This window comes from Kaistia nematophila, assembly GCF_026343855.1.
GTDB lineage: Bacteria > Pseudomonadota > Alphaproteobacteria > Rhizobiales > Kaistiaceae > Kaistia > Kaistia nematophila.
In genome coordinates this window covers 565,972-590,180 of sequence record NZ_JAPKNK010000002.1, presented here as the reverse complement: position 1 = coordinate 590,180, position 24,209 = coordinate 565,972, and the positions used below count along the sequence as shown (strand labels likewise).

Annotated in this window: 21 protein-coding genes; 18 read left to right on the top strand and 3 right to left on the bottom strand. The window is 66.0% G+C overall.

Annotated features, from left to right (window positions below; all coding sequences use genetic code 11):
* Positions 1–89: 89 nt before the first annotated feature.
* Both OSH07_RS07055 and OSH07_RS07050 read right to left on the bottom strand, forming a co-directional pair.
* On the bottom strand, positions 90–1,187 hold the full coding sequence (locus OSH07_RS07055; RefSeq protein ID WP_266337902.1) for an alcohol dehydrogenase catalytic domain-containing protein: 1,098 nt from the start codon (positions 1,185–1,187) through the stop codon (positions 90–92).
* Between the two features lie 233 nt (positions 1,188–1,420).
* Positions 1,421–2,461 (bottom strand): LacI family DNA-binding transcriptional regulator, encoded by a 1,041-nt coding sequence (locus tag OSH07_RS07050; RefSeq protein ID WP_266337901.1) that lies wholly within the window; start codon positions 2,459–2,461, stop codon positions 1,421–1,423.
* A 417-nt stretch (positions 2,462–2,878) separates the two neighbouring features.
* Here OSH07_RS07050 and OSH07_RS07045 point away from each other — a divergent pair, with 417 nt between their 5' ends.
* From OSH07_RS07045 to OSH07_RS06970, 16 genes are all read left to right on the top strand, one after another.
* Positions 2,879–4,501, top strand: coding sequence for an extracellular solute-binding protein (locus tag OSH07_RS07045; RefSeq protein ID WP_338149874.1), 1,623 nt, complete (start codon positions 2,879–2,881; stop codon positions 4,499–4,501).
* 311 nt (positions 4,502–4,812) lie between these two features.
* Complete coding sequence (locus OSH07_RS07040; RefSeq protein WP_266337899.1) at positions 4,813–5,673, top strand: carbohydrate ABC transporter permease; 861 nt, start codon at positions 4,813–4,815, stop codon at positions 5,671–5,673.
* Entirely contained in the window at positions 5,670–6,632 is a 963-nt protein-coding gene (locus tag OSH07_RS07035; protein WP_266337898.1) for a carbohydrate ABC transporter permease, read from the top strand. The genes OSH07_RS07040 and OSH07_RS07035 overlap by 4 nt, the downstream gene beginning before the upstream one ends.
* On the top strand, positions 6,629–7,720 hold the full coding sequence (locus OSH07_RS07030; RefSeq protein ID WP_266337897.1) for an ABC transporter ATP-binding protein: 1,092 nt from the start codon (positions 6,629–6,631) through the stop codon (positions 7,718–7,720). Before OSH07_RS07035 ends, OSH07_RS07030 begins: the two co-directional genes overlap by 4 nt.
* A 2-nt stretch (positions 7,721–7,722) precedes the next feature.
* Positions 7,723–8,790, top strand: a complete 1,068-nt coding sequence (locus OSH07_RS07025; RefSeq protein ID WP_266337896.1) for an ABC transporter ATP-binding protein — start codon at positions 7,723–7,725, stop codon at positions 8,788–8,790.
* Between the two features lie 19 nt (positions 8,791–8,809).
* Positions 8,810–9,898, top strand: coding sequence for a Gfo/Idh/MocA family protein (locus OSH07_RS07020; RefSeq protein ID WP_266337895.1), 1,089 nt, complete (start codon positions 8,810–8,812; stop codon positions 9,896–9,898).
* 21 nt (positions 9,899–9,919) lie between these two features.
* Positions 9,920–10,834, top strand: coding sequence for a sugar phosphate isomerase/epimerase family protein (locus tag OSH07_RS07015; RefSeq protein ID WP_266337894.1), 915 nt, complete (start codon positions 9,920–9,922; stop codon positions 10,832–10,834).
* Between the two features lie 115 nt (positions 10,835–10,949).
* Positions 10,950–12,128, top strand: coding sequence for an aldose 1-epimerase family protein (locus tag OSH07_RS07010; protein ID WP_266337893.1), 1,179 nt, complete (start codon positions 10,950–10,952; stop codon positions 12,126–12,128).
* Positions 12,129–12,304: 176 nt separating this feature from the next.
* Complete coding sequence (locus tag OSH07_RS07005; RefSeq protein ID WP_266337892.1) at positions 12,305–13,057, top strand: SDR family NAD(P)-dependent oxidoreductase; 753 nt, start codon at positions 12,305–12,307, stop codon at positions 13,055–13,057.
* A gap of 139 nt (positions 13,058–13,196) precedes the next feature.
* Positions 13,197–14,390, top strand: a complete 1,194-nt coding sequence (locus OSH07_RS07000; protein ID WP_266337891.1) for a CaiB/BaiF CoA transferase family protein — start codon at positions 13,197–13,199, stop codon at positions 14,388–14,390.
* A complete protein-coding gene (locus OSH07_RS06995) occupies positions 14,387–15,157 on the top strand; it encodes an enoyl-CoA hydratase/isomerase family protein (protein ID WP_266337890.1) in 771 nt (256 codons plus the stop codon). Before OSH07_RS07000 ends, OSH07_RS06995 begins: the two co-directional genes overlap by 4 nt.
* Before the next feature lie 3 nt (positions 15,158–15,160).
* On the top strand, positions 15,161–16,114 hold the full coding sequence (locus OSH07_RS06990) for an ABC transporter permease (RefSeq protein ID WP_266337889.1): 954 nt from the start codon (positions 15,161–15,163) through the stop codon (positions 16,112–16,114).
* A 49-nt stretch (positions 16,115–16,163) separates the two neighbouring features.
* Positions 16,164–17,168 (top strand): sugar ABC transporter substrate-binding protein, encoded by a 1,005-nt coding sequence (locus OSH07_RS06985; protein ID WP_266337888.1) that lies wholly within the window; start codon positions 16,164–16,166, stop codon positions 17,166–17,168.
* A 79-nt stretch (positions 17,169–17,247) separates the two neighbouring features.
* On the top strand, positions 17,248–18,738 hold the full coding sequence (locus tag OSH07_RS06980; protein WP_266337887.1) for a sugar ABC transporter ATP-binding protein: 1,491 nt from the start codon (positions 17,248–17,250) through the stop codon (positions 18,736–18,738).
* Between the two features lie 163 nt (positions 18,739–18,901).
* Positions 18,902–19,837 (top strand): sensor domain-containing diguanylate cyclase, encoded by a 936-nt coding sequence (locus tag OSH07_RS06975; protein WP_266337886.1) that lies wholly within the window; start codon positions 18,902–18,904, stop codon positions 19,835–19,837.
* Positions 19,838–19,919: 82 nt separating this feature from the next.
* Positions 19,920–20,588, top strand: a complete 669-nt coding sequence (locus OSH07_RS06970) for an HAD-IA family hydrolase (protein WP_266337885.1) — start codon at positions 19,920–19,922, stop codon at positions 20,586–20,588.
* A 10-nt stretch (positions 20,589–20,598) separates the two neighbouring features.
* Here the strand turns inward: OSH07_RS06970 and OSH07_RS06965 are convergent, their stop codons facing one another.
* The gene (locus OSH07_RS06965) at positions 20,599–21,636 is read right to left on the bottom strand and encodes a LacI family DNA-binding transcriptional regulator (RefSeq protein ID WP_266337884.1); all 1,038 of its coding nucleotides are present in this window, start codon (positions 21,634–21,636) and stop codon (positions 20,599–20,601) included.
* A 340-nt stretch (positions 21,637–21,976) separates the two neighbouring features.
* On the opposite strand from OSH07_RS06965, the gene OSH07_RS06960 reads away from it, so the two are divergent.
* Together OSH07_RS06960 and OSH07_RS06955 are read left to right on the top strand one after the other, a co-directional pair.
* The gene (locus tag OSH07_RS06960; RefSeq protein WP_266337883.1) at positions 21,977–22,708 is read left to right on the top strand and encodes an SDR family oxidoreductase; all 732 of its coding nucleotides are present in this window, start codon (positions 21,977–21,979) and stop codon (positions 22,706–22,708) included.
* A gap of 509 nt (positions 22,709–23,217) precedes the next feature.
* Complete coding sequence (locus OSH07_RS06955) at positions 23,218–24,201, top strand: ABC transporter substrate-binding protein (protein ID WP_266337882.1); 984 nt, start codon at positions 23,218–23,220, stop codon at positions 24,199–24,201.
* The last annotated feature ends 8 nt before the right edge of the window (positions 24,202–24,209 follow it).

Genomic DNA, 24,209 nt, shown 5'->3' with positions numbered 1-24,209 from the left:
GTTTCGTAAAAACGGTGCAATGCTCTCACTCTTTGTCTGGTCGCGTTTTCTTCACGCGAACCGGCCACCACTTCGCTTGAAAACGCGTCTCAGTCGGCGGCGTCCGCTCCATAGCCGGGCCGCAGCAGCACCTTGATCGAGTCGAGTCCATAGGCCTTGTCGATGGCGGTGGTCCAGTCCTTCAGGCCGTAATGGTGGGTGACGATGCCCTTCGAGGTGACGAGGCCGCGCGAGAGCAGGTCGATGGCGATCGGATAGCAGTAGGGCGCGAGATGGGCGCCGCGGATGTCGAGCTCCTTGCGGTCGCCGATGATCGACCAGTCGGCCGTCGTCTCGGCGCCGAAGACGGAGAACTCGACGAAGCGGCCTAGCTTGCGGATCATTTCGAGGCCCTGGGTGACGCCGGCCGGCACGCCCGTCGTCTCGATATAGACGTCGCAGCCATAGCCGTCGGTCAGGCCGCGGACGATCTCGATCGGATCCTGTTCGCGCGGGTTGATCACCACGTCGGCGCCGAAGGATTTGGCGAGCGCCAGCCGCTCCGGCACGAGGTCGACGACGACGAGCTTCTTCGGCGTCTTCAGATGGGCGATCTGCGTCATGAACAGCCCGAGCGGGCCGGCGCCGGCGATCACCACGACATCGTCGAGCTGGATGTCGCCGCGATTGACGGTGTGGATGGCGCAGGAGAGCGGCTCGATGATCGCCGCGTCCTCGAGCGAGATCTCTTCCGGGATCTTGTGCAGGCGCGCCGTCTCGGGGATGCGCATGTATTCCGCCATGCCGCCATCGGCGACCTGCTTCTGGAAGCCGAAGATGTTGTGCACCTCGCACATCCAGTAGCTGCCGGAGCGGCAGTAGCGGCACTTGTCGCAGGGGACGATCTGCTCGGCGATGACGCGGTCGCCGACGGCGACGCCGAAGTGCTCGGCCGCGTCCTCGCCGATCGCCTCGACCCGGCCGAAGAACTCGTGGCCCGGGATCACCGGCGGCTTCACATAGGGATTCTGGCCGCCCCAGAACATGTTGGCGCCGGACCAGCACTTGCAGTCGCTGGCGCAGATGCCGCAGGCGTCGATCTTCAGCACCAGTTCGCGCCGGCGCGGCTCCGGCTTGCCGACCGCCTCGACGCGATAGTCCTTCGGGCCGTGGCAGACGATCGCCGTCATCGAGCGCGATTGAAACATGGAGGGCCTCCCGGGGCATTGGCGCGGCCCATCGCGGCAGCGCTGTTTTGATTGGTGGGACGGGAGGATAGGGGCTGTTCGACTCCCGCGCCAATGCCGAATTGCACGCCGACTGATACGGTTTTGACAGGGCGCTGATGGTCGGGGCGAGATGGAGCCCGGATCGCCGCTCCGCCGCGTCCGGGCAGCGGCGAGGGCGGGTGAGGGGGGCGAGCCGGGGCTCCGGGCCCGCCTCACACCTCCGGGATATTCTCCTTGAAGATCGCCTGCAGGCGCGTCGCCGGGCCGGTCGGGTTTTCCTCGCCGCGGGCGGCGCGGGCGAGGCGGTCGACGGCTTCGCGCGCCTCGACGCGCGGGTTCTGGTCGATCGCCGCGTCCATCGTGCCGGAGATCAGGAAGCGGCGCGTGTGCTCGGTCAGCTCGTGGCCGATGAAGACGACCGACTTCTCCCGGCCCGCCTCCTGCAGGGCGCGCGAGATGCCGCGGTTGCCGGCGCCGATATTGTAGATGCCGGCGAGGTCGGGATAGCGGGCGAGCAGCGCCACCGCCTCGCTATAGGCGCGCTCGGTGTCGTCGCGGATCTCGCGCAATTCGACGATCGAAAGCCCCGGATATTCCTCGCGCAGCATGTGGCGGAAGCCCATCTCGCGCTCCTCGTGGCCGCGATAGGAGAGCGAACCGGCGAAGAGGGCGACCTTGCCGGTCTCCGCCTTCAGGAAGCGGCCGAGCAGGTAGCCGGCGAGCCTGCCGGCGGCGCGGTTGTCGATGCCGACATAGCCGACGCGCGGCACATGGCTGATGTCGGAGACCAGCGTCATCACCGGCACGCCCGAGCCGGCGAGCGAGCGGATCGCCTCGCGCACCACCGGATGATCGAGCCCGATCAGGCCGACGCCCTGGCTCTTGCCGCGCAGCGCCTCCAGCTTCTCGGCCAGGAGCACCGGCTCGAAGCCCTCTATCGAATGGATGCGCAGGTTGACGTCGGGCCGGATGGCGGCGATGTCGGCGAAGCGGTCGGCGAGATTGTTGATGAAGGTGTTGGTGCCGCCCGGCAGCACGATGTCGAGGTCGACGATATCGAGCGGGACGCCGCCGATCGCGGCGCCCGACGCGCCGGGACGCAGCATGTCGTCGAGGTAGCCGAGCTTGCCCGCGATCGCGAGCACATGGCCGCGCGTGCGTTCCTTGACGCCATCGCGGTTGTTGAGGACGCGGTCGACCGTCGCGGTCGACACCCCCGCCTCCTTCGCGATGTCCGCCAGTGTCGTCCGCATTCCGTTTATCCGAGTCGTTTCAGGGCTTTGGAAACCGCAAGCTACGCCGTTTGCCGGGGGAACCGGAAGCGGCAGCGGTTGCGTGCCGGCAAATGATGTCTTTGATGCAAAATGATGTCAATGACGGTTTTGATCATTTTGATCTCTCGCCGGAATATCGGTGCTGCTTCAACGCCTCAGCGGAGCATGTCCGGCTGATTTCGGCCGAAAATGGCCTGCATCGTCGCAAAATCCGGCACGGTCGTCGGTCCACGCGATCGGTTGGAATCCTGTCATTGCTGCAATGCATCATCCGATTGGGCATATTGTGATGCATTGCATCGGCTGTTGACATCGAAACAAATCAATATCAATCATCACCGCCGATGTGACGGATCGGGAAACGGTCCGCTGTCCTTGGGAGGGGAAATCATGTCCATGCGCGGTTCGTCCGCCGGCTCGTCCGGCTTCACCCGCCGCCGTCTGCTGAAGACGGGCGGCTCGGCCTTCGCTCTCACCGCCGCCGTCGGCATCGCGCCGAAGTTCCTGCGGCCGGCCTTCGCCGATACGGCGCTGGCGCCGGGCATGATCGGCGGGCCGACCGGCTTCGCCGGCGCCGAGCGCTACCAGTATGGCGCCGATACGCCGGAAGGCCGCGCCATCGAGGGCATCAAGGCGCTGAAGGCCGCCGGCAAGGCGCCGTCGAGGATCGTGCTCGGCCTGTCGGATGGCTCGATCGGCCAGCTGACCAAGCCGTTCCCGGAAGGCGCGCCGTCGATCAAGGACCTTTGGGAGAAGGAGACCGGCGTCACCCTGGAGATCGTCGGCCAGCCCAACGGCCAGGAATTCACCAAGGCGATGCAGGACATCTCCACCCAGGGCGGCGCGTTCGACATCTACGCCGTCGAGTGGAACCGCCTGGGCGACCTCGCCGAGACCAATGGTCTCGTCAAGATGGACGATTTCGTCGCCCAGTATAAGCCGGAATGGGACAATCCCGAGCGCGGCTATCCGGGCGGCGACGCTGGCGTCAGCCTGTTCAACCGCTATCGCGGCTCCGTCTACGGCGTCTCGCTTGACGGCGACTATCAGTGCTGGGTCTACCGCACCGATCTGTTCGGCGACGCGGCCGAGCAGGCGGCCTTCAAGGACAAGTTCGGCTACGACCTGGCGCCGCCCTCGACCTGGAAGCAGCACAGCGACATCGCCTCGTTCTTCCATCGCCCCGACAAGGGCCTGTTCGGCTCGACCGACCTGCGCAACCAGGGCTGGGGCTACACCAACTGGTACCAGCGCTTCGTCTCGACCGCCTCGCCGAACCAGTTCCTGTTCGACGACAATGGCGCGCCGCTGATCAACTCGGCCAATGGCATCCTGGCGACAACCGAATATGTCGACAGCCTCGCCCATCACTCGCCGGACGCGATTTCCTGGGGCTGGCCGGAGCAGTACGGCAATTTCGGCAATGGCGGCGCGGCGATGACTTGCGCCTTCTCCAACCTGCCGAAGTTCCTCGACAACAAGGCGAATGACGGCTCGAAGGTCACCGGCAAGATCGGCTCGATGCTGCCGCCGGGCCGCGTCATCGACGACAAGCTGGTCCGCCGCTCCGTGCTGTGGCTCAACCTGTCGGCCTCGATCTCGGCCCAGAGCCAGCATCCCGAAGCCTGCTACCTGCTGCTGCAGTGGCTCGGCTCCAGCCGGATCTATTCCTGGATGACGGCCAATCCGGGCGGCTATTTCGACCCGTTCCAGCTGGCGAACTTCGCCGATCCGCTCGTCCGCGAGACGTATCACGCCTACCACATGGACAATCTGCGCGAGGTCGTCGCCCGCACGGTGCCCACCATCAACTATCCGGGCGCGACCGCCTTCCACAACGCGCTCGACGAGAACCTCGTCGCCGCCTGCACCAAGGCGAAGACGCCGGAGCAGGCGATGGCCGACACCGAACGCGAATGGAAGCGCATTGCCCGCCGCATCGGCGAGGACAAGCTGCTCGATGCGATCCGCAGCAACAAGGCTTCGTGGCCGACGGTGCTGGACCCGGTCGTGACGTAAGGCGCTGCGCCGAGACCCTCACCCCGACCCTCTCCCGCCAGCGGGCGAGGGGGCGCTCCTCACCGGCCGCGAGGCGGATGCAGCGCTCTGGCGGAAAGCCCTCTCCCTCGAGGAGAGGGTGGGGTGAGGGCCTTGGCGGCCAGGAATGTGGGGACCCTTTCACCTCTCCCACGGGGAGAGGTCGGCGGCGAAGCCGACGGGTGAGGGGGTAGGGAATTTTCCGGAGAGGGCTCAACCCCTCACCCGGACCTGCGGTCCGACCTCTCCCCATGGGAGAGGTGAGGGCCGCTGCCGAGGAAACGAGTCGACCCATGCGGCGTTCACCCGCCTTTGAAACCTTCCGTTATGCCGCGATTGCGCTTGCGCTCGCGCTGACGCTGCTGCCCATCCTCTGGATGGTGTCGATGGCCTTCAAGCCGATCCCGGAATGGTCGGCGACCGGTGCGGACCTGACCTGGATTCCGCGCGCGCCGACGCTCGACAATTTCCGCTTCGTCTTCGGCGAGAGCACGTCCGACCTGATCGTCGCGCTGGAGCGCACCGCCTGGCGGCCGATCCTGTCGTCGCTGCTCTCGGCCGTGTTCGGCACGGTTATCGCCATGGGCTGCGGCACCGCCGCCGCCTATGGCCTGTCGCGCTTCGGCTCGGGCAAGAACCTGCCGCTGGCGCTGATCCAGCTTCGCCTGTTCCCGCCGATGGCGGTGATGATCCCGATCATGATCATGTGGGCCTTCCTCGGCCTGATCGATACCTGGTGGGGCCTGGCGCTGATCTACGGCATCGTCACGCTGCCCTTCGCCTTCTGGCTGATGAAGACCTTCTTCGACGAGATGCCGCGCGAGATCGAGGAAGCGGCGCTGGTCGAGGGTTGCTCGCGCTTCCGCGTCTTCATGAAGATCACGCTGCCGATGATGCGCGCGCCGCTCGCCTCCTCGGCGCTGCTGGTCTTCATCCTGAACTGGTCGGACTATCTGATCGCGCTGCTGCTGACGACGAAGAACTGGGTCACCATCCCGGTCTACATGGCGTCCCTGTCGTCCTCGATGACCGGCCAGCTCTATGGCGCCAAGGCGGCGCTCGGCCTGCTCGCGGCGATCCCGCCCGTCATCCTCGGCATCGCCATCCAGAAGCACCTGGTCCGCGGCCTGACCTTCGGAGCGCTGAAGCAATGAGCGCCACCGAAACCATCCCGAGCGCCGCCTCGGCGACGCCGCCGCGCGCGGCCCAGCCCGTCGACCTGGAATCGCGCCGCCTCGGCTTCCGCCTGACGCTGCCGACCCAGTTGCTCGTGCTGTTCATCGCCGTGTTCCCGCTGCTGATGCAGCTCTACATCAGCCTGACCGACTGGTCGCCGCTCGACGGCGTCAGCTGGTGGAAGGCCTGGCAGTCCTGGAACAATTTCGCCAACTATACCGATCTCATGGAGGACCGGCGCTGGTGGGGCGCGCTCTGGCGCACCTTCATCATCATGGCCGTCTGCGTGCCGGCCGAGTTCCTGCTGGCGCTGGGCCTCGCCACGCTGTTCATGGACGACTTCCCCGGCAAGCGGATCTTCTACTCGATCCTGCTGATGCCGATGATGGTCGTGCCTGCGGTCGCCGGCTACATGTTCTTCATGTTGTTCCAGTCGAGCGGGCCGCTCAACGGCATCCTCTCGGCGCTTTCCGGCATGGATGTCCGCATCGCCTGGCTGTCCGATCCGACGCTGGCGCTGGTCGCCGTCATGATCGCCGACATCTGGCAGTGGACGCCGCTGATGTTCCTGATCCTGCTCGCCGGCCTCGTCGGCGTGCCGGAGGACCAGCTGAAGGCGGCGACGCTGCTCGGCGCCAACTGGCGGCAGCGCTTCTTCACGATCATGCTGCCGCGCATCAAGACGATCATGGTGATCGCGCTGGCGATCCGCGTCATCGAGATCTTCAAGATCTTCGACACGCTCTACATCATGACCGGCGGCGGCCCTGGCGTCGCGACCGAGACGATCTCCGTCTACGTCTACAAGGTCACCACCCAGGACCTGATCTGGGGCTATGTCGCGGCAATCGCGCTCGTCATCCTGATCGTCCTTTCCGTGCTCGCCGTCTTCGCCATGAAGCGGATGGAAGCCGCCAAAAAGGAGGGCCGGGCATGACCACCATCCGCCTCGAAAACCTCGTGAAGCGCTTCGGCGACTTTACCGCGCTGAAGACGATGGATCTCGAGATCCGCGACGGCGAGTTCATGGCGCTGCTGGGGCCTTCCGGCTGCGGCAAGTCGACGACCATGAACATGATCGCCGGCATGGAGGACCCGTCCGGCGGCCGTATCCTGTTCGACGGCCGCGACATGAACGGCGTGCCGATGGGCAAGCGCGGCGTTGGCTTCGTGTTCCAGAACTACGCCATCTTCACCCATATGACGGTTCGCCAGAATCTCGCCTACGGCCCGAAGATGCGCGGCATGAGCCGGTCGGAGATCGACCGCCGCGTCAAGAACATCGCCGATTTCCTCCAGCTGACGCCGCTGCTCGACCAGAAGAGCGCCAAGCTCTCGGTCAACATCCTGCAGCGCCTCGCCATCGGCCGTTCGGCCATCGTCGAGCCGGCGATCTTCCTACTCGACGAGCCGCTGTCGAATGTCGACGCCGCCTTCCGCGCCGTGATGCGGACGGAGCTGAAGCATCTGCAGAAGCAGTTCCGGCAGACCATGGTCTATGTCACGCACGACCAGCTCGAGGCGATGACCATGGCCGACCGCATTGCGGTGATGGATCATGGCGTGCTGCAGCAGGTCGGAACCCCGCTCGAGGTCTACAACAACCCGGCCAACATCTTCGTCGCGAAGTTCATCGGCGCGCCGGGCATGAACCTGATCGCCGGCGAACTGGCCGAGACCGATCGCGGCCTTGCCGTCGATCTCGGGGCCTGGGGCGTCTCGCCGCCGTTGCCGGACGATCTCGCCGCCGCGGCGCGCGCCGCCGGCAGCCGGGCGGTGCAATACGGCTTCCGGCCGGAAGAGGCGACGCTTGCCGCCGAAGGGCAGGGGCTGCGCGCCCGCGTCACCTTCGTCGAGCGGATCGGCGCCCGCACCATCGTGCATGTCGAGAGCGGCCAGCCGGCCAAGATCGTCGCCGGCAACGATGTCGGCTTCTCGGTCGGCGACGTCGTCTCGATCGTGCCGGCGCCGCAGGCCGTCCGCCTGTTCGACGCCGCTTCCACTGCCGCGATCCGGGGAGGCTGAGCATGGCCGAGATCACCTTCGAGAACGTCTCGAAGCGCTATGGCGACACGCTGGCGCTCGACCGGGCTTCCTTCACCATCCGCGACAACGAGTTCTTCTGCTTCTTCGGCCCGCCATCTTCCGGCAAGACGACGATCCTGCGCCTGATCCTCGGGCTGGAGACGCCGGACGAGGGCGAGATCCGGATCGGCGGCAAGCGGGTCAACGAGGTGACGCCGGCGGAACGCAATGTCGCCATGGTGTTCCAGAACCTGGCGCTCTTCCCGCACATGACCGCGCGCGAGAACATCCGCTTCCCGCTGGTCGAGCGGAAGGTGCCAGAGGCGCAGATCGCGGCCAAGCTCGCCTCGGTCGCCGAGAAGCTCCATATCGGCCACATCCTGCACAAGCCGCCGGCGCAGCTCTCCGGCGGCGAGCGCCAGCGCGTGGCGATCGCCCGCGCCCTGGTGCGCGATCCCGCCGCCTATCTGATGGACGATCCGATCTCGGCGCTGGATGCGCGGTTACGGGAAGAGACCCGCGTCGAGCTGAAGCGCCTGCAGCAGGAGCTCGGCCACACGCTGGTCTATGTCACGCACGACCAGGAAGAGGCGATGTCGGTCGCCGACCGGATGGCGATCCTGGAGCGCGGTGTCATCCGCCAGGTCGATGCGCCGCGCGCCATCTACGATCGTCCTGCCAGCCGCTACGTTGCCGGCCTCGTCGGTGCGCCGACCATCAACCTGCTCGCCGGAACGGCCGATACGGTTAACGGAAGGCTAACAGCCGCGGATGGCGTGATCCGCCTGCCGCTCGCCGGCGTGCCCGAGCGCGCCACCGCCTTCGGCATCCGTCCCGAGAGCCTCAAGCTCGCGCCCTGGCGCGACGGCGACGGCGCGGCGGCGACGATCTTCGAGGTCGAGCCGCTTGGCGGCTTCACCGTGGTGACGCTGACGGCCGGCGAGGAACGGCTCCGGGCGCTGCTGCGCGGCCAGCCGAAATTCGCCGCCGACGAGAAGATCACCCTCTCGGTCGATCCGGCCGACATCCACTTCTTCGCGGCGGACGGCTCGGCCGTCGCCCGCGCTTAATAAAAAGACGGAGGAACCCATGGCAGACTCGAAGGGCTTCGCGCCCGATCCGGAGATCCGGGTCAAGGATCTGAGGATCGGCGCCATCGGCGCCGGCATGATCATGGCCGAGTGCCATCTGGCCGCCTATCACGAGGCCGGCTTCCCGGTCGTCGCGATCGCCTCGCGCACCAAGGCGAACGCCGCCAAGGTGGCCGAGCGCTGGTCGATACCGACCGTGCACGAGACGCCGGAAGCGCTGATCGAGGACGAGAACGTCGAAATTCTCGACCTTGCGTTCCCACCCGACCAGCAGCCGGCGCTGATCCGCCATGCGCTGAAGCAGAAGCACATCAAGGGCATCCTGGCGCAGAAGCCGCTGGCGCTGACGCTGGAAGAGGCGATCGCGCTCCGCGACGAGGCCATGGCCGCCGGCAAGATCCTCTCCGTCAACCAGAACATGCGCTACGACCAGTCGATGCGCGTGCTGAAGCAGATCCTCGACAAGGGCGAGCTCGGCACGCCCGTCATCGCCACCATCGAGATGCGCGCCATCCCGCACTGGCAGACCTTCCTGGAAGAATACGACCGGCTGACGCTCTCGAACATGAGCGTGCATCACCTTGATGTGCTTCGCTTTCTGTTCGGAGAGGTCGACGAGATCTACACGGCCGCCCGCACCGATCCGCGCACGAAGTTCGAACACAAGGACGGCATCACCGCCTCGACGATCAAGTTCGCCTCGGGCGTCTTCGCCGTGTCGCTGGAGGACGTCTGGTCCGGCCCGCGCGAGGAAGGCTTCGACAGCGACATCTACATCAAGTGGCGGGTCGAGGGCACGGACGGCGTCGCCCAGGGCACGATCGGCTGGCCGACCGGCGCCGCCTCGACGCTGTCCTATGCCTCGAAACGCACCACCGGCGGCCAGTGGGTCACGCCGGAATGGGACACGATGTGGTTCCCGCATGCCTTCAAGGGCGTGATGGAGCAACTGCAATACGCGGTGAAGACGGGCGATGCCCCGGCGCTCACCGTCGCTGACAACGTCAAGACCGTGGCGCTCATCGAGGCGGGCTACCGCTCGATGGTCGAGGGCCGCGCCGTCAAGCTTTCCGAAATCGCTATCTGAAGTTCAGGGAGGAACTCTATCATGATGCAGACCGGCATTTTCACCGGCTATTTCCCCTACGGCCTCGACGAGACCGCCAAGAAGATCAAGGGGCTCGGCTTCAACACCGTCCAGCTCGACCTGCACTTCAAGGATCTCGACCTCTCGGCCGGCCAGATCACCAAGGCCAAGGCCAAGCAGGTCAAGGACACGTTCCGTGACCACGACCTGCCGATCTGCTGCATTTCCGGCTACACCAACATCATCCATCCGGACAAGGACGAGCGCGCCCGCCGCGTCGGCTACCTGAAGGAGATCATCCGCAACGCGCGTGATCTCGGCAGCCCCTATGTCATCTCGGAAACCGGCACCTACAACACCGACTCCGACTGGGTGCACGACCCGAAGAATAAGACCGAGGAAGGCTTCGAGGAATGCCGCAAGGTCATCGCCGAGCTGTCGCAGGAGGCCTATGACCACGGCGCCGTCTTCCTGCTCGAGACCTACGTCAACAACGTCGTCGGCTCGGTCGAGGAGACCGTCCGCATGTTCGCGCAGGTCGATCATCCCGGCCTCGGCCTGCTGATGGATCCGACCAATTACTTCGAGACGCACAACATCGACCGCATGGATCAGATCCTGAACCAGGTGTTCGATACGCTGACGGACAAGATCAAGATCGCCCATGCCAAGGACGTTAAGCGTTCGGGCGACGACAAGAGCGAGAAGCACGCCGATATCGGCGATTCCGACGCGCTCGAGAGCCACACCTTCCGCGGTGTCGGCGAGATCGAACTGCCGGCACCGGGCCTCGGCTCGCTCAACTACGACCTCTACCTGCAGCGCCTCTCGGAAAAGCACCCGAACATCCCGGTGATCATCGAGCACCTGTCGGAAGACGACGTGCCGCGCGCCAAGAAGTTCCTCGACGGCAAGCTGCGCGCCAACGGTCTCTGATCCGGCGGGCTCGTCGAGCCTGGCGCCAGACAGAAAAATTCCCTCTCCCGCTCGCGGGGGAGGGGCGGGCGAGACTTCCTTGCCCTCCACGAAACAGGACAATCAGGACACGACCATGGTGCAACTTTTCGGGCGGACTTTTTCGCGACGCGAACTGGCGGAGCATTCCGGCATGCTGTCGCAATTCGCGGGCGTCCGGCTGACGACGCTTGGCGACGGCGTCGAACGCGGCATCCGCATGCTCGAATTCCGCACCGGCGCCGGCCTGCGCTTCACCGTGCTCGTCGACCGGGCGATGGACATCGCCGATCTCGACTATCAGGGAACCTCGATCGGATGGCATTCGCCCGCCGGCTTCCGCAACGCCTTCCTGCACGAATATGAGGGCGAGGGCGGCCTCGGCTGGATGCGGTCCTTCTCCGGCCTGCTCGTCACCTGCGGCCTCGACCACATCCTGTTCATGCATGAGGCGCCGGCCGACAGCTATGTCTACGGCCCGCGCAAGACCGTGAAGCATTCGCTGCACGGCCGCGTCGGCACCATCCCGGCCCGCCTCACCGGCTATGGCGAGGCCTGGGACGGCGACGAGTGCACGCTGTGGGCGGAAGGCGTCGTGCAGCAGTCGACCGTCTTCGGCGAAGACCTGCACCTGATCCGCCGCATCGAGGCGAAGGTCGGCTCCAACGAGATCAAACTCACCGACCGCGTCGTCAATCACGGCTTCTACAAGACGCCGCACATGTACTGCTACCACATCAATCCGGCGGCGCCGCTGCTGGAAGAGGGCGCCCGCTATGTCGCGCCGATCGAGGAAGTGGTCTGGGCAGCCCATGCCGGCGCCGACTATCGCAAGCAGGGTGTCGGCTACCGCACGCTGCCCGCGCCGCAGAAGAACTTCCATGAGCAGGTCTGGCAGCACGAGATGAAGGCCGACGCCAATGGCCTGGTGCCGGTGGCGCTGGTCAATGACCGCCTGGGCCTCGCCTTCGAGGTCGAGACCCGCAAGGACCAGTTCCCCTGCCAGTTCGAATGGCAGAACCTGCAGGCCGGCCAGTATGCCGTCGGCCTGGAGCCGTCGACCAACCACGTGCTCGGCCAGACCTATGCGCGCGAGCACAATGAACTGATCTGGCTCGAGCATGGCGACGAGCGCCGCTACGACACGACGTTCCGCATCCATGCCGGCAAGGAAGCGACGGCGGCGCTGGAGAAGCGCATTGCCGGTCTCGCCGTGCAGCCGACCGAGGAATACCCGGAGCCGACGGGCAACCACCGTCCGATCAAGGGACGCTGATGCGCGCTTCTGCCCGTCGCCCCAACTCGCCGTCATCCCCGCGAAAGCGGGGATCCATCCGGCTGCTCAGTCGTGAATCTGGCGCCTCTCCTGTTGGCGATACGGCTGAATGGATCCCGGGTCGCGCTGCGCTTGCCCGGGATGACGGCAGAGTTTGCGATATTTGGAACTGACAGATGACCATCCAGAACAAGACCATCCTCTATACCGGCGCGGCAGGCGGGCTCGGCCTGCCCTCGACGCTGGCGTTCCTCGCGGCCGGCGCCACCGTGGTCGCCATCGACAACGACCCGGCCAAGGGAGAACTGCTCCGGGCGGCCGCCGCCGAGGCGGGCCATGACCGGCTCATCTTCCGGGCGCTCGACCTTTCCGATCTCGCCGGGCTGAAGACGGCGCTGGAGGCGATCTCCGCCGAGGTCGGCGGCTTCGACGTCGTCATCAACAACGCCGCGATCTACCCCTCGAAGCCGTTCGAGGAATACACGATCGAAGAGCACCAGGCGGTGCAGCGGATCAATGTCGACGCTGGCATCGTCTGCGTGCAGGTCGCGCTGCCCTCGATGCGCGCCAAGGGCTTCGGCCGCATCATCAACATCGCCAGCGTGACGCTCTCGGGCGGCTGGGCTAACCTGTCGCCCTACATCCAGTCGAAGGGCGCGCTGGTCGGCCTGACGCGGGCCTGGGCGCGCGAGTTCGGCCCCTATGGCGTCACCGTCAACGCCATTTCGCCCGGTGCCTTCCCGACCGATGCCGAGAAGATCCATCCCGATCCCGAAGGCTACACCCGCCACGTCCTCGACCATCAGGCGGTCAAGCGCCGGGGCGAACCGGCGGATATCGCCAACGCGCTGATCTTCTTCGCCTCCGAAGGCTCCGGCTTCGTCACCGGACAGACGCTGAACGTCGATGGCGGCTGGTGGATGACGTGACCCATTCGCATGCGCGCCGCCGTCATCCCGGGCGGAGCGAAGCGGAGACCCTGGATCCATGTGGCCTCCTCCAACGGGCCGGATGGATTCCTGCTTTCGCAGGGATGACGGATAGTTCGGATCTTTGAGGTTTTAGAAAATGGGCATTCTTTCCGGGTACCGCGTGCTCGATTGCTCGATCGCCATGGCGGGGCCGTTCGCGGCGCAGCGCCTGGGTGATCTCGGCGCCGACGTCGTCAAGGTCGAGCCGATCAATGGCGAGTGGCAGCGCCATGTCGCGGCCGGCGGCGCGCGCGGCAATAAGGTCAACGTCTCGTTCCTGTCGCTCAACCGCAACAAGCGCTCGCTCGCTATCGACCTGAAGAACCCTGACGGCAAGGCGATGCTGCTGGAGCTGGTGAAGACGGCCGACGTCTTCCTGCAGAACTATCGTCCCGGCGTCGCCAAGCGGCTCGGCGTCGACTACGAGAGCCTGTCGAAGATCAACCCGAAGCTGATCTACGTCTCGATCTCCGGCTATGGCGAGGACGGGCCCTATCTGCACCGCCCGGGCCAGGACCTCGTGCTGCAGGGCATGTCGGGCGCCATGCTTTCCGCCGGCCGCGACGGCGAGCCGCCGACCGCCGCCGGCCAGTATCTGGTCGACGCGATCACCGCCTACACCGCCTTCGAGGGCGCGCTGGCGGCGCTGCTGCATCGCGAGCGGACGGGCGAGGGCCAGCTGGTCCAGGTCAACATGCTGGACGCGATCACCACGATCCAGATGCAGGAACTCTCGGTCTTCACCGTCGCCGGCAAGCCGCAGACCCGCTCGGCCGAGCCGCATGCGCATGTCTATATCCGCGCGCCCTACGGCGCCTTCGCGACGACGGACGGCTACATCATCGTGTCGTTCCCGAAGCTCGCGACACTCGGCCAGGTGATCGGCGAGGACAGCTTCCTCACCATGGACGACGAGATCGACACCTGGGAGAAGCGCGACGAGATCTTCGCCAAGACGCGCGAGAAGCTAAAGACCAAGAGCTCGGCCGAATGGCTGGAACTGTTGCGCGCTGCCGATATCTGGTGCGGCCCGGTCTATGGCTATGCCGATCTCGTCGAGGACGAGCAGATCAAGCACAACGGCACCTTCGTCGAATACGACCATCCGACTGAAGGCCATGTGAAGACGCCGGGCTTCGCGATCAAGTTCTCGAAGACGCCCTCGACCGTCGAGCGCGGCGCGCCGCTGACCGGCGAGCACACGCGGGCGGTGCTGGCGGAAGCTGGCCTCGACGAGGCCGCCATCAACGACCTGATCGCCAAGGGCGCAGTGGGCGAGGGCGCAGCATGAGCGACGACATCCTCTTCACCGTCGACGGTCCCGTCGCGACCATCACGCTGAACCGGCCGCAGAAGCTCAACGCCGTCACGCCGGAAATGTCGAAGGCGATCGTCGCCGCCGTCAAGGAATGCAACGACAGCGACACGATCCGCGTCGTCATCGTCACCGGCGCCGGCGAGCGGGCGTTCTGCGCCGGCTCCGACATCAAGGAGCTCGACACTTACGAGACGCCCTGGCAGTTCCGCAATCGCGCCGATTATTGCGACGCGATCCGCAAGCTGCTGAAGCCGACCATCGCGGCGGTGAACGGCTACGCCTTTGGCGGCGGTCTGGAGACGTCGCTCTCCTGCGACATCCGCATCGCCTCGGACAACGCCCAGTTCGCAGCCCCGGAGATCAAGCTCGGCTGGATCGGCGGCGGCGGCATGGCGACCTTCCTCGCCCATTCGGTCGGCCCGTCCAATGCGGCGCTGATGATCATGACCGGCGATCCGATCCCGGCCGAGAAGGCGCTGGCCTGGGGCCTGGTGTCGGAGGTCGTGCCGCAGGCGGACCTGTTGGCCCGCGCCCGGGCGATCGCCGACGTGATCGCCAGTCGCGCGCCGATCGCGGCCGAGACGGCGAAGCTTAACCTGCAGGCGGCTTTCACCATGCCGCAGGAGCAGGCGATCCACTACGAGCGCGACCTGCAGACCATCTGCTTCGCCACCGAAGACGCCGCGGAAGGCCGCGCCGCCTTCAAGGAAAAGCGCCAGCCCACCTTCAAGAGACGCTGATCCATGACTGCTGCCAATGTCGTCCGCTTCGTGCGGACGCGCCGCGAGGCGACCGTTCTCGCGATGCTCGTTCTCGTCTTCATCGGCCTTACCTTCGCCAGCGAGTTCTTCCTGACGGGGCGCAACCTTTCCAATGTCGCGCGCCAGATCTCTGTCGTCGGCATCGTCGCGCTCGGCCAGGCTCTGGTGATCATCGCCGGCGGCATCGACCTGTCGGTCGGCTCGGTGATCGGCCTTTCGGCCGTCACCGGCGCGATCGTCTCGGCGACAACCGGCATGCCGTCGCTCGGCATCGCCGGCGCGATCGGCATCGGCATGGCGATCGGTTTCGCCAATGGCGTGTTGATCACCAAGCTACGGATCAATCCGTTCATCACCACGCTCGGCACGCTGTCGATCGCGCGGGGCGCGGCGTTGCTCATCACCAACGGCAATCCGCAGCGCTTCGACAACTGGGCGGCGTTTCTCGGCTACGGCAAGATCGGCGGCTTGCCGGTGCAGTTTATCCTGCTCGTCGTGCTGACGATCCTCGTCTGGCTGTTCGCGACGCGGACGCGCTGGGGCCGCAACGTCTATGCGGTCGGCGACAATGCCCGCGCCGCGCGGCTCGCCGGTATCGACGTGGCGAAGACGCGCATTCTCGTCTTCACCGTCTCGGGCAGCCTCGCCGGTCTCGGCGGCCTGCTGCTCGGCGGCATGCTGACCAACGCCAATCCCAATCTCGGCCTCGGCTACGAGCTCGACGTCATCGCCGCGGTCATCCTCGGTGGTGTCGCGCTTTCCGGCGGTCGCGGCTCGATCGGCGGCGTCGTCATCGGTGCGGCGCTGATCGGCCTGCTCCGCAACGCATTCGTCCTGCTCAACGTCTCGGGCTACTGGCAGACCATCACCATCGGTCTCGTCGTCATCCTCGCCGTCGGCGCGGACAGCCTGAACCGCCGCAGCGAAGAAGACTGAGGCGGTCGCGACCGCCGACGTCTCACCAAGTTCAACTCTGGAGGAAACCATGACTACATTCGATCGCCGCCGCTTCCTGATGCTCTCGGCAGCCGGCCTCGCCTTGCCGCTGGTGCCGCGCCTGGCGCTGGCCGAGGAAGCAGCCCTTTCCGAAGCGGCCAAGGCCGTTGGCGGCACCATCGTCGCCCAGGGCCCGGCGCCGAAGCCGCTCCGCCTCGCCGTGCTGTCGTTCCAGGGCTCGTCCTTCTGGGAAGCCGCCGACAAGGGCATCGTCGCGGCGACGGAATACCTGAAGCCGCTCAACACGACGGTCGACTACATCCAGCTCGGCACCGGCCTGACCGCCGAGGTCATGGTCGCCGGCATCGATGGCGCGCTGACCAAGCAGTATGACGGCATCGCCGCCGTGCCGATCTTCGACGGCACCGTCGCCAAGGTGAACGAGGTGGTCGCCGAGGGCGTGCCGTTCATCTCCTTCATCGCCGACTCGGCCGAGAAGTCGAACCGCAACGTCTCGATGGGCATGCTCGCCTATGACGCCGGCGCGAAGGCGGGCGAGTTCATCGCCAAGCAGACCGGCGGCAAGGGCAAGATCGCCGTCATCACCGGCTATCTCGGCGCGGCCCAGCACGACGCCCGCATGAACGGCGCGCTCGACCTCATCAAGAAGAACTACCCCGACATCACCATCGTCGGCCCGTTCGAGTGCAAGGACGACGACGCCACCGCCTATTCGCAGGCGACCGACGTCATGACCTCGAACCCGGACCTGTCGATCATCTACGTGACGGCGGGCGGTTCGGAAGCGGCGGCCAAGGCGGTGCGCGACGCCAAGGCGACCGGCAAGGTCGGCGTCGTCGGCTACGACAACCTGCCGGAGAAGCAGCAGTACAAGGACGGCGGCGAGATCCTCGCGCTGATCGATCAGGCGCCGGCGCGCCAGGCCTTCGACAGCATCGTCATGCTGCACAATATGCTGGGCTTCGGCGCCACCTATCCGGCCGAGATCGCGATCGACGCCCCGGTCGTGCTCGGCAAGGGCGCCAAGACCTGAGCCTCCGGCGCTTTCGCCCCATCGCAAACTCCCTCTCCCGTACGCGGGGGAGGGTTCCAGTCCCCAATCCGAGATCCCCATGACCGACTGCCTTCTTTCCGCCCGCGGCATCGCCAAGTCCTTCGACCAGAACCGCGTCCTGCACGGGGTCGATTTCGATATCTCGGCCGGGCAGGTCGTGGCGCTCCTCGGCGAGAACGGGGCCGGCAAGTCGACCTTCGTCAACATCCTCTCCGGCGCGCTGCCGCGCGACGGTGGCACGATCGCCTGGAACGGCGCGGAGACGGTGTTCCGCGACACTCGCTCGGCGCTCGATGCCGGCATCATCCATATCCACCAGGAGCTCTCGCTGATCTCGTCGCTGTCGGTGATGGAAAACCTGTTCATCGGCGACTACAGGACCGGCAGGTCCGGCTTCATCGACCGCAAGTCTCTGGCCGCCAAGGCGCGCGAGCTACTGGCGCGGGTGGGCGCCGCGCATATCGATCCGCGCGTCGAGGCCGGTTCGCTGTCGACCGCCGAGCAGCAGATCGTCGAGATCGCCAAGGCGCTGGCGCGCAATGCCCGCCTGCTCATCCTCGACGAGCCGACCGCCTCGCTGACGCCGCACGAGGCCGAGGCGCTCTTCGCGATCGTGCGCGATCTGCGCGACCATGGCGTCGCCATCATCTTCATCAGCCACCGCTTCGACGAGGTGTTTGCCATCTCCGATCGCGTCGTGGTGCTGCGCGATGGCCGCGTCGTCGGCGATCGGCCGGTGGCAGAGACCACCCGGGCCGGCATCATCGCCGACATGACCGGGCGCGCCTTCACCTTCGATGCGCTCGATGCGCCCGCTATCGCGGCCGATGCGCCGATCCGGCTGAAGGCCGATGCGATCGCCGACAAGGGCCGCGTCGGACCCGTTTCGTTCGCGCTTCGCAAGGGCGAGATCCTCGGCATTTTCGGCCTGGTCGGGGCAGGGCGCACGGAGCTCCTGGAATTGCTCTGCGGCATGCGGCCGCTCGCTGCTGGCTCGATCTCGCGACCGGACGGCGTCGTGCCGGGGAATGCCACCGAGGCGTGGCGAAGCGGCCTGGCGCTGCTCCCCGAAGGCCGCAAGACCAACGGCATCCTGCCCAGCCTGTCGCTGGCCGAGAACGTCGCCGTGGCGAAGCGGCAGAAGAGCAGCGGTATCCTAGACCTCGGCGCCGAAAAGTCGCTGTTTTCCCGCTTCCGCGAGGCGCTCGGCATCGTCAGCGAGGGGCCGGAGCAGCCGATCCGGCGTCTGTCCGGCGGCAACCAGCAGAAGGTGATCTTCGCCCGCTGCCTCGCCTCCGAGCCGGATATCCTGTTCCTCGACGAACCGACGCATGGCGTCGACGTCCGCACCAAGGCGGACATCTACAGGCAGATCCAGGATCTGGCGAAGAAGGGCATGAGCGTCGTCTTCGTCTCGTCGGAGCTGCCGGAAGTGCTGGCGCTCGCCTCGACCGTCATGGTGCTGTCGCGCGGCCGGCAGACCATGCTCGCAGCCAACCAAGGGTTGACCGAGAACGACGTCCTGACCGCCGCCTTCGCCCAGGCCTGACCGCGAGCTTCGCCTGGGAAGAGCCCGCCGCAGTCCCGAACATCGCTCGCGGCGGTGCTGGCAGAGCGTTGCCAGTTCCGCTACCTTTGCGCGGCAAAGTTCGCGCATCCGAAGCTGCCTTCTCGAAGGCCGGCGCGGCGTGTGGAGCGGTGGAGACGGTTGGTTGGACGCGAGCATCTGCTCGAGGATTGCGCAACTCTATGATGCTTCGGATGTCCTGGTCGCGGTCTATGACGGCTTCGACCGGCTTCGCTATGCCAATCCGGCCTTTCGCGCCGCCTATTTCGTCGAGGCGGACGAGGCGCCGACCTGGGCGGAGATCATGCGCCGCAACCATGCGCTCGATCGCGGCACGGTTCTGCGTGTCCCGGATCTTGAGTCCTGGCTGACCTCCACCCTGTCGCGTCGCGGCAAGACGGGATTTCGCGCCTTCGAGACGGACCTGCATGACGGACGCTGGCTCTGGATGACGGAGACGGTCGAAGGCGATGGCTGGATGCTCTGCATCGCCAGCGACATCAGCCATATCCGCGCCGACGAGCGCTCGGTTCGCCAGGCGCGCGACGTCGCCATCAAGGCGTCCTACACCGACGACCTGACCGGCGTCGCCAACCGGCGATTCCTGACCGCCCGGATCGAACAGATCCTTGCCGATCACCATGTCTCGCCCCAGCATGCCGGCTGCCTCGCGGTGATCGACCTCGACAATTTCAAATTGGTCAACGACCGCTTCGGCCACCAGACCGGCGACCTTGTGCTGCAGGACTTTGCCAGCAAGATCCAGGGCCAGCTGCGGCGGTCGGACTGTTTCGGGCGCATGGGCGGCGAGGAGTTTGCGCTGACTTTCCCGGATACGCCGCTGGAACACGCCAGGCTGATGCTGGAGCGGATGCTGACCGTTGTGCGCCTGTCGAAGCCGCTCGCCAACTATCCCGACTTTTCCTACACTTTCTCCGCCGGCCTCACGTCGAGCCGTCCGGACGACGTGTTGAGCGACTTCTACCGGCGCGCCGACGATGCGCTCTACCGGGCCAAGGTGTCCGGGCGCAACCAGGTCCAGGCCTCGGACGGCTCGATCGATTGGGCCGAAGCGCGTTAGCCCGCAATTTCCAGACAATCGCCGATATTTTTAGCCTTTCGGCTGAGGGCTTGATCTTCACGGCCTCGAAATGGAGCTTCTGATGTCCGGTGTTCTCTTGTTCGACCTCGACGGGACGCTGCTCGATATCGATCACCTGCACTACGAGGCCTGGCGGCAACAGGTCGCCCGTCTCGGTGTCGCGCTCGACCCGCAGCGCTACCGGACACAGGTGATGGGCTTTCCGAACGAAACCATTCTCGCCGATCTCGTGCCCGCGCTTTCCCGCGAGGAGGGAGCGGCGCTGGTCGAGGCGAAAGAGGTACTCTTCCGCTCGCTGGCGACCGACCTCGTGCCGGCCGAAGGGCTGCTCGATTTCCTCGGCTGGGTCGACAATACCGGCGCGCGCTACGGCGTGGTCACCAACGCGCCGCGTCCGAATGCCGAGCAGGAACTCGCCGGCATCGGCCTTGCCGAACGGTTCGCGACGGTGGTGATCGGTGATGAACTTGCCCACGCCAAGCCGCATCCGCTGCCCTATCTCGTCGGGCTGGAGCGCCTAGGCGGCTCGGCCGCGCACAGCGTCGCCTTCGAGGATTCGATCTCCGGGATCCGCGCCGCCGTGGCTGCGGGGCTTGCCGTCGTCGGCCTTACGACGGGCCTGCCGGCCGAACGGTTGCTGCAGGAGGGAGCGGGGCTCGCCATCCCGCATTTCGACGATCCGCGTCTCCGACCGTTCGTCGCCGCCTGTCTGGAGGGCGTCCCGGCCTGACCGAGCCGCTTCAGGCCGAGGCTCGCATCACCAGCTTGCCCTCGAGACGTAGCTGCTGCGGCGGCCGATCGCCGACGGCGGCATCCTCGCTCTCCACGCGCTCCAGCAGGATCGAGACGGCGTTCTGGGCGAGCTGGTCGAAATCCTGCGCCACCGTCGTCAGCGGCGGGCAGCCATAGCGGCTGTGCGGCTGGTCGTCATGGCCGGCAATGCGGATGTCGCAGCCGGGTTCGCGGCCGATGCGGAGACCATGCTGGAAGGCCGCGGCCATGACGCCGACGGCGCAGCGGTCATTGGCGCAGAGAACCGTGCGGGTCGGGAAGCCCGGCCCCCGCAGGACGCGCTGCGCTTCCTCGAAGGCTATATCCTCGAAGCGCCAGTCATTCTTGGCCGTCACCGCCACCACCTCGGGCTTGAGGCCGAGGCGCTGCATGGTCGTGACATAGGCCAGCTTGCGCTCTGGCCCGTTCTGGTTGACCGCCGGCATGTCGAAATAGGTCGGCGCGTCGCCGCTGCGGCACAGATACTCGGTGATCAGCGGGACGCTCTGGAAATTGTTGGTGCCGACGAAGGGCGTGTCCTCGTCGAGGCTCGAATCAAGGAAGACCATCGGGATTCGCGCCCTGAGGCTGCGGATCAACTGCTGGTCGGAGTGGACGCCAAGCGGGGCTACGATGGCGCCGGCGATCTTCAGCGACAGCAGCGTCTCGATCGAGCGGGCCTCCAGCTGCGCATCGCCGCGCGACGAAAGCACGATCGCGAGGTAGCCGCGCTCGACGCAGCGCATCTCGATCCGGCGCACCAGTTCGGAGAAGAACGTGTCGGCCGTGTCCGGCACGATCAGGCCGACGATCTTCGGCCGCTTCTTGTTCAGGTTCACCGCGAAGAGGTTGGGGCGGTACTCGTATTTCGCCAGCGCATTCTCGATCTGCGCGCGGGTGGATTTGCGCACGCTGTCGGGGTCGTTGAAATATTTCGAGACCGTCGGTCGCGAAATGCCGCTCAGCGCCGAGAACTCCGCCATGTTCTTGATGGTGCGATCGGTCATTCGCGTTCTTTCAACTTCAGGCTCTGGCGGGGCATGCAGCCGTGCTTCACGGCGGCCGAGATAGACGTCCCGTCGACGCGTCGTGACGCCTTGCCGAATTTTCGGGCAAGGCCGGACGGGAGACGTAAAGGCAGACTAACAGACTGCTTTACGCGTGCAAATTTCCAAGTTGACGTACTGGGGCGGAATGTTAGCCTCCGGGAAGGGTTGCGGGACCGGGAGGAGGCGCGGGACTGAATGTCTCGCGCGCGGGCCCAAGCCAGCACGCATCATCGACGAAGCGCCGAAACGGACGGACGTTCCGGCGGCCTGCTCCGTCGTGCGACCGGGGAGGGTCAGCATGAGCCGTGATCTTAAGGGAAAAGTCGCGCTGGTTACCGGCGCGAGTTCAGGCATCGGCCGCGCCATGGCGCGCATGTTGGCCGGGCAGGGGGTGCGTCTCGCGCTCGTCGGCCGTTCGGCGGAACGTCTTCAGGCGGTTCGCAGCGAATTCCCGGATGCCGAGGCGCTTGTCATTGCCGCCGACCTGACCAAGCCGGCCGAGGTCGAGCGCACCATCGCCGAGACCGTCGCCCGCTTCGGCCAGATCGACATCCTGCTCGCCAATGCCGGCCTCTATCTCTCGGGCGATCTCGTCGACGGCAAGGCCGACGATTTCGACGAGGTGATCGGCGTCAACATCAACGCCGTGTTCCGCGCCGTGCGCGCGGTCTTGCCCGGCATGATCGAACGCGGCTCGGGCGAGGTGATCGTCACCAGCTCGGTCGCCGGCCATCAGGCGATTCCGTGGGAGCCGGTCTACAGCGCCACGAAGCATGCGGTGCAGGCCTTCGTGCATGGCGTGCGCCGCCAGGTCGCGCCGCACGGCGTGCGGGTTGGCGCCGTCGCGCCGGGCGTCGTTCTGAACGAGCTCTGGGGCTATTCCGACCCGGGCGTGATCGCCGCCAAGGCGGCGGCGCGGGAGGGACTGCTGTCCGAGGACATCGCCGACGCGGTGCTGTTCATGTTGACCAGGCCGGCCAATGTCACGATCCGCGACTTGGTCATCCTGCCGCAGAACCAGGACATCTGACCCGCTTTTCGCGGCCGGGACGCGGTGGGCAACGCTCGCCGCGCAAGGTGGCCGGCTCGGAATTGGCGGGAATCTGCCAATTCCGCTTGGGTATGCCCTAGAGGCAGGCGTGCAAACTTAGCTTGCGTAAAATATCGGATTGACCTCGTCGAAGCGCGCATCTAGGCTTCCCTCAACAAATAAGAAATGGGAGGGCTTGGCTCTGCGGAGCCATCAGCCGGATTTGCTGGATTAGTCTCGGCGTTGCCTGTGATAGGGCGCGATCAGGATTATTTTGTCTGACGTTTGATGCGTCAGTCTGTGACGTTGCTTGCCGAAATTCTTCGCTATTCGATTTTCAGTTCCGGCGCGCATGGCGCGCCAGCGCCCAATCAAGGTCGCATCGGTCGCCGCAGGCGCCGTTGCCGGCCGAGACCATCCGCACGAACAGTCCCGAAGAAGGGCGTCGGCGGATGAACCACCGTTGCTAGGCAACAGCTTGCAATTCAAGGCAAACACGAGGGAACGCCATGAAGAGAATCGTTACTGCACTTGCGGCTCTTGCTGTCGGGGCGACCGTCCTGACCAGCTCGATCGCGGCCCACGCCCAGGACAAGAAGTTCACCGTCGCCCTGATCCCGGGCCTGACGACGGACGGCTTCTACATCACCATGCGCAAGGGCGCCGAGGCTGCGGCCAAGGCGGTCGGCGCCGAGCTCGTCTTCCAGGGCGCGCCGGAATTCAACCCCGTCCTGCAGGTTCCGGTGCTTGACGCCATCATCGCCCGCAAGCCCGACGCGATCCTGATCGCCCCGACCGACAAGGTCCAGCTGGTCGAGCCGCTCAAGAAGGCCCAGGCGGCCGGCATTCCGGTCATCACCGTCGACACCTTCATCGGCACCGGCAATTATCAGACCGGCGCCGGCGATGCCGACTTCCCGCTCGCCTACATCGCCTCGGACAACGTGCTCGGCGGCCGCATCGCCGCCCGCTCGCTCGCCAAGGCAATCGGCGAAAAGGGCAAGGTCTTCGTTTCGAACGTCAAGCCGGGCGTCTCGACGACCGACCAGCGCGAAGAAGGCTTCAAGGACGAGATGAAGAACTTCCCGGGAATCGAAGTCCTGGAAACCCAGTTCAACGACAACGACTCGAACAAGGCTGCCTCGCAGCTGCAGTCGGTCTTCGCCCGCAACCCCGACCTCGCCGGCGTCTTCGGCGCCAACCTGTTCTCGGCCCTCGGCGCGGCCAATGGCGTCCAGCAGGCCGGCCAGACCGGCAAGGTCAAGGTCGTCGCCTTCGACGCACCGCCGTCGATCGTGGACAACATCAAGTCGGGCCTGGTCGATATCGCCATCGCCCAGCATCCGGCTGAAATCGGCTACTACGGCCTGATCTCCGCCTTCGCCCATCTCACGGGCCAGTCGATCCCGGTCTCGATCGGCACCGGCTTCACCGTGATGGACAAGGATAACGTCGACAAGCCGGAAATCGCGCAGTTCATCTACAAGGATTGAGCCGCCGG

Excerpts from the sequence above, each read along its gene's own strand:
- OSH07_RS07055 (WP_266337902.1), bottom strand. The coding sequence starts at position 1,187 with ATGTTTCAATCGCGCTCGATGACGGCGATCGTCTGCCACGGCCCGAAG.
- OSH07_RS07050 (WP_266337901.1), bottom strand. The coding sequence starts at position 2,461 with ATGCGGACGACACTGGCGGACATCGCGAAGGAGGCGGGGGTGTCGACC.
- OSH07_RS07045 (WP_338149874.1), top strand. The coding sequence starts at position 2,879 with ATGCGCGGTTCGTCCGCCGGCTCGTCCGGCTTCACCCGCCGCCGTCTG.
- OSH07_RS07040 (WP_266337899.1), top strand. The coding sequence starts at position 4,813 with ATGCGGCGTTCACCCGCCTTTGAAACCTTCCGTTATGCCGCGATTGCG.
- OSH07_RS07035 (WP_266337898.1), top strand. The coding sequence starts at position 5,670 with ATGAGCGCCACCGAAACCATCCCGAGCGCCGCCTCGGCGACGCCGCCG.
- OSH07_RS07030 (WP_266337897.1), top strand. The coding sequence starts at position 6,629 with ATGACCACCATCCGCCTCGAAAACCTCGTGAAGCGCTTCGGCGACTTT.
- OSH07_RS07025 (WP_266337896.1), top strand. The coding sequence starts at position 7,723 with ATGGCCGAGATCACCTTCGAGAACGTCTCGAAGCGCTATGGCGACACG.
- OSH07_RS07020 (WP_266337895.1), top strand. The coding sequence starts at position 8,810 with ATGGCAGACTCGAAGGGCTTCGCGCCCGATCCGGAGATCCGGGTCAAG.
- OSH07_RS07015 (WP_266337894.1), top strand. The coding sequence starts at position 9,920 with ATGATGCAGACCGGCATTTTCACCGGCTATTTCCCCTACGGCCTCGAC.
- OSH07_RS07010 (WP_266337893.1), top strand. The coding sequence starts at position 10,950 with ATGGTGCAACTTTTCGGGCGGACTTTTTCGCGACGCGAACTGGCGGAG.
- OSH07_RS07005 (WP_266337892.1), top strand. The coding sequence starts at position 12,305 with ATGACCATCCAGAACAAGACCATCCTCTATACCGGCGCGGCAGGCGGG.
- OSH07_RS07000 (WP_266337891.1), top strand. The coding sequence starts at position 13,197 with ATGGGCATTCTTTCCGGGTACCGCGTGCTCGATTGCTCGATCGCCATG.
- OSH07_RS06995 (WP_266337890.1), top strand. The coding sequence starts at position 14,387 with ATGAGCGACGACATCCTCTTCACCGTCGACGGTCCCGTCGCGACCATC.
- OSH07_RS06990 (WP_266337889.1), top strand. The coding sequence starts at position 15,161 with ATGACTGCTGCCAATGTCGTCCGCTTCGTGCGGACGCGCCGCGAGGCG.
- OSH07_RS06985 (WP_266337888.1), top strand. The coding sequence starts at position 16,164 with ATGACTACATTCGATCGCCGCCGCTTCCTGATGCTCTCGGCAGCCGGC.
- OSH07_RS06980 (WP_266337887.1), top strand. The coding sequence starts at position 17,248 with ATGACCGACTGCCTTCTTTCCGCCCGCGGCATCGCCAAGTCCTTCGAC.
- OSH07_RS06970 (WP_266337885.1), top strand. The coding sequence starts at position 19,920 with ATGTCCGGTGTTCTCTTGTTCGACCTCGACGGGACGCTGCTCGATATC.
- OSH07_RS06965 (WP_266337884.1), bottom strand. The coding sequence starts at position 21,636 with ATGACCGATCGCACCATCAAGAACATGGCGGAGTTCTCGGCGCTGAGC.
- OSH07_RS06960 (WP_266337883.1), top strand. The coding sequence starts at position 21,977 with ATGAGCCGTGATCTTAAGGGAAAAGTCGCGCTGGTTACCGGCGCGAGT.
- OSH07_RS06955 (WP_266337882.1), top strand. The coding sequence starts at position 23,218 with ATGAAGAGAATCGTTACTGCACTTGCGGCTCTTGCTGTCGGGGCGACC.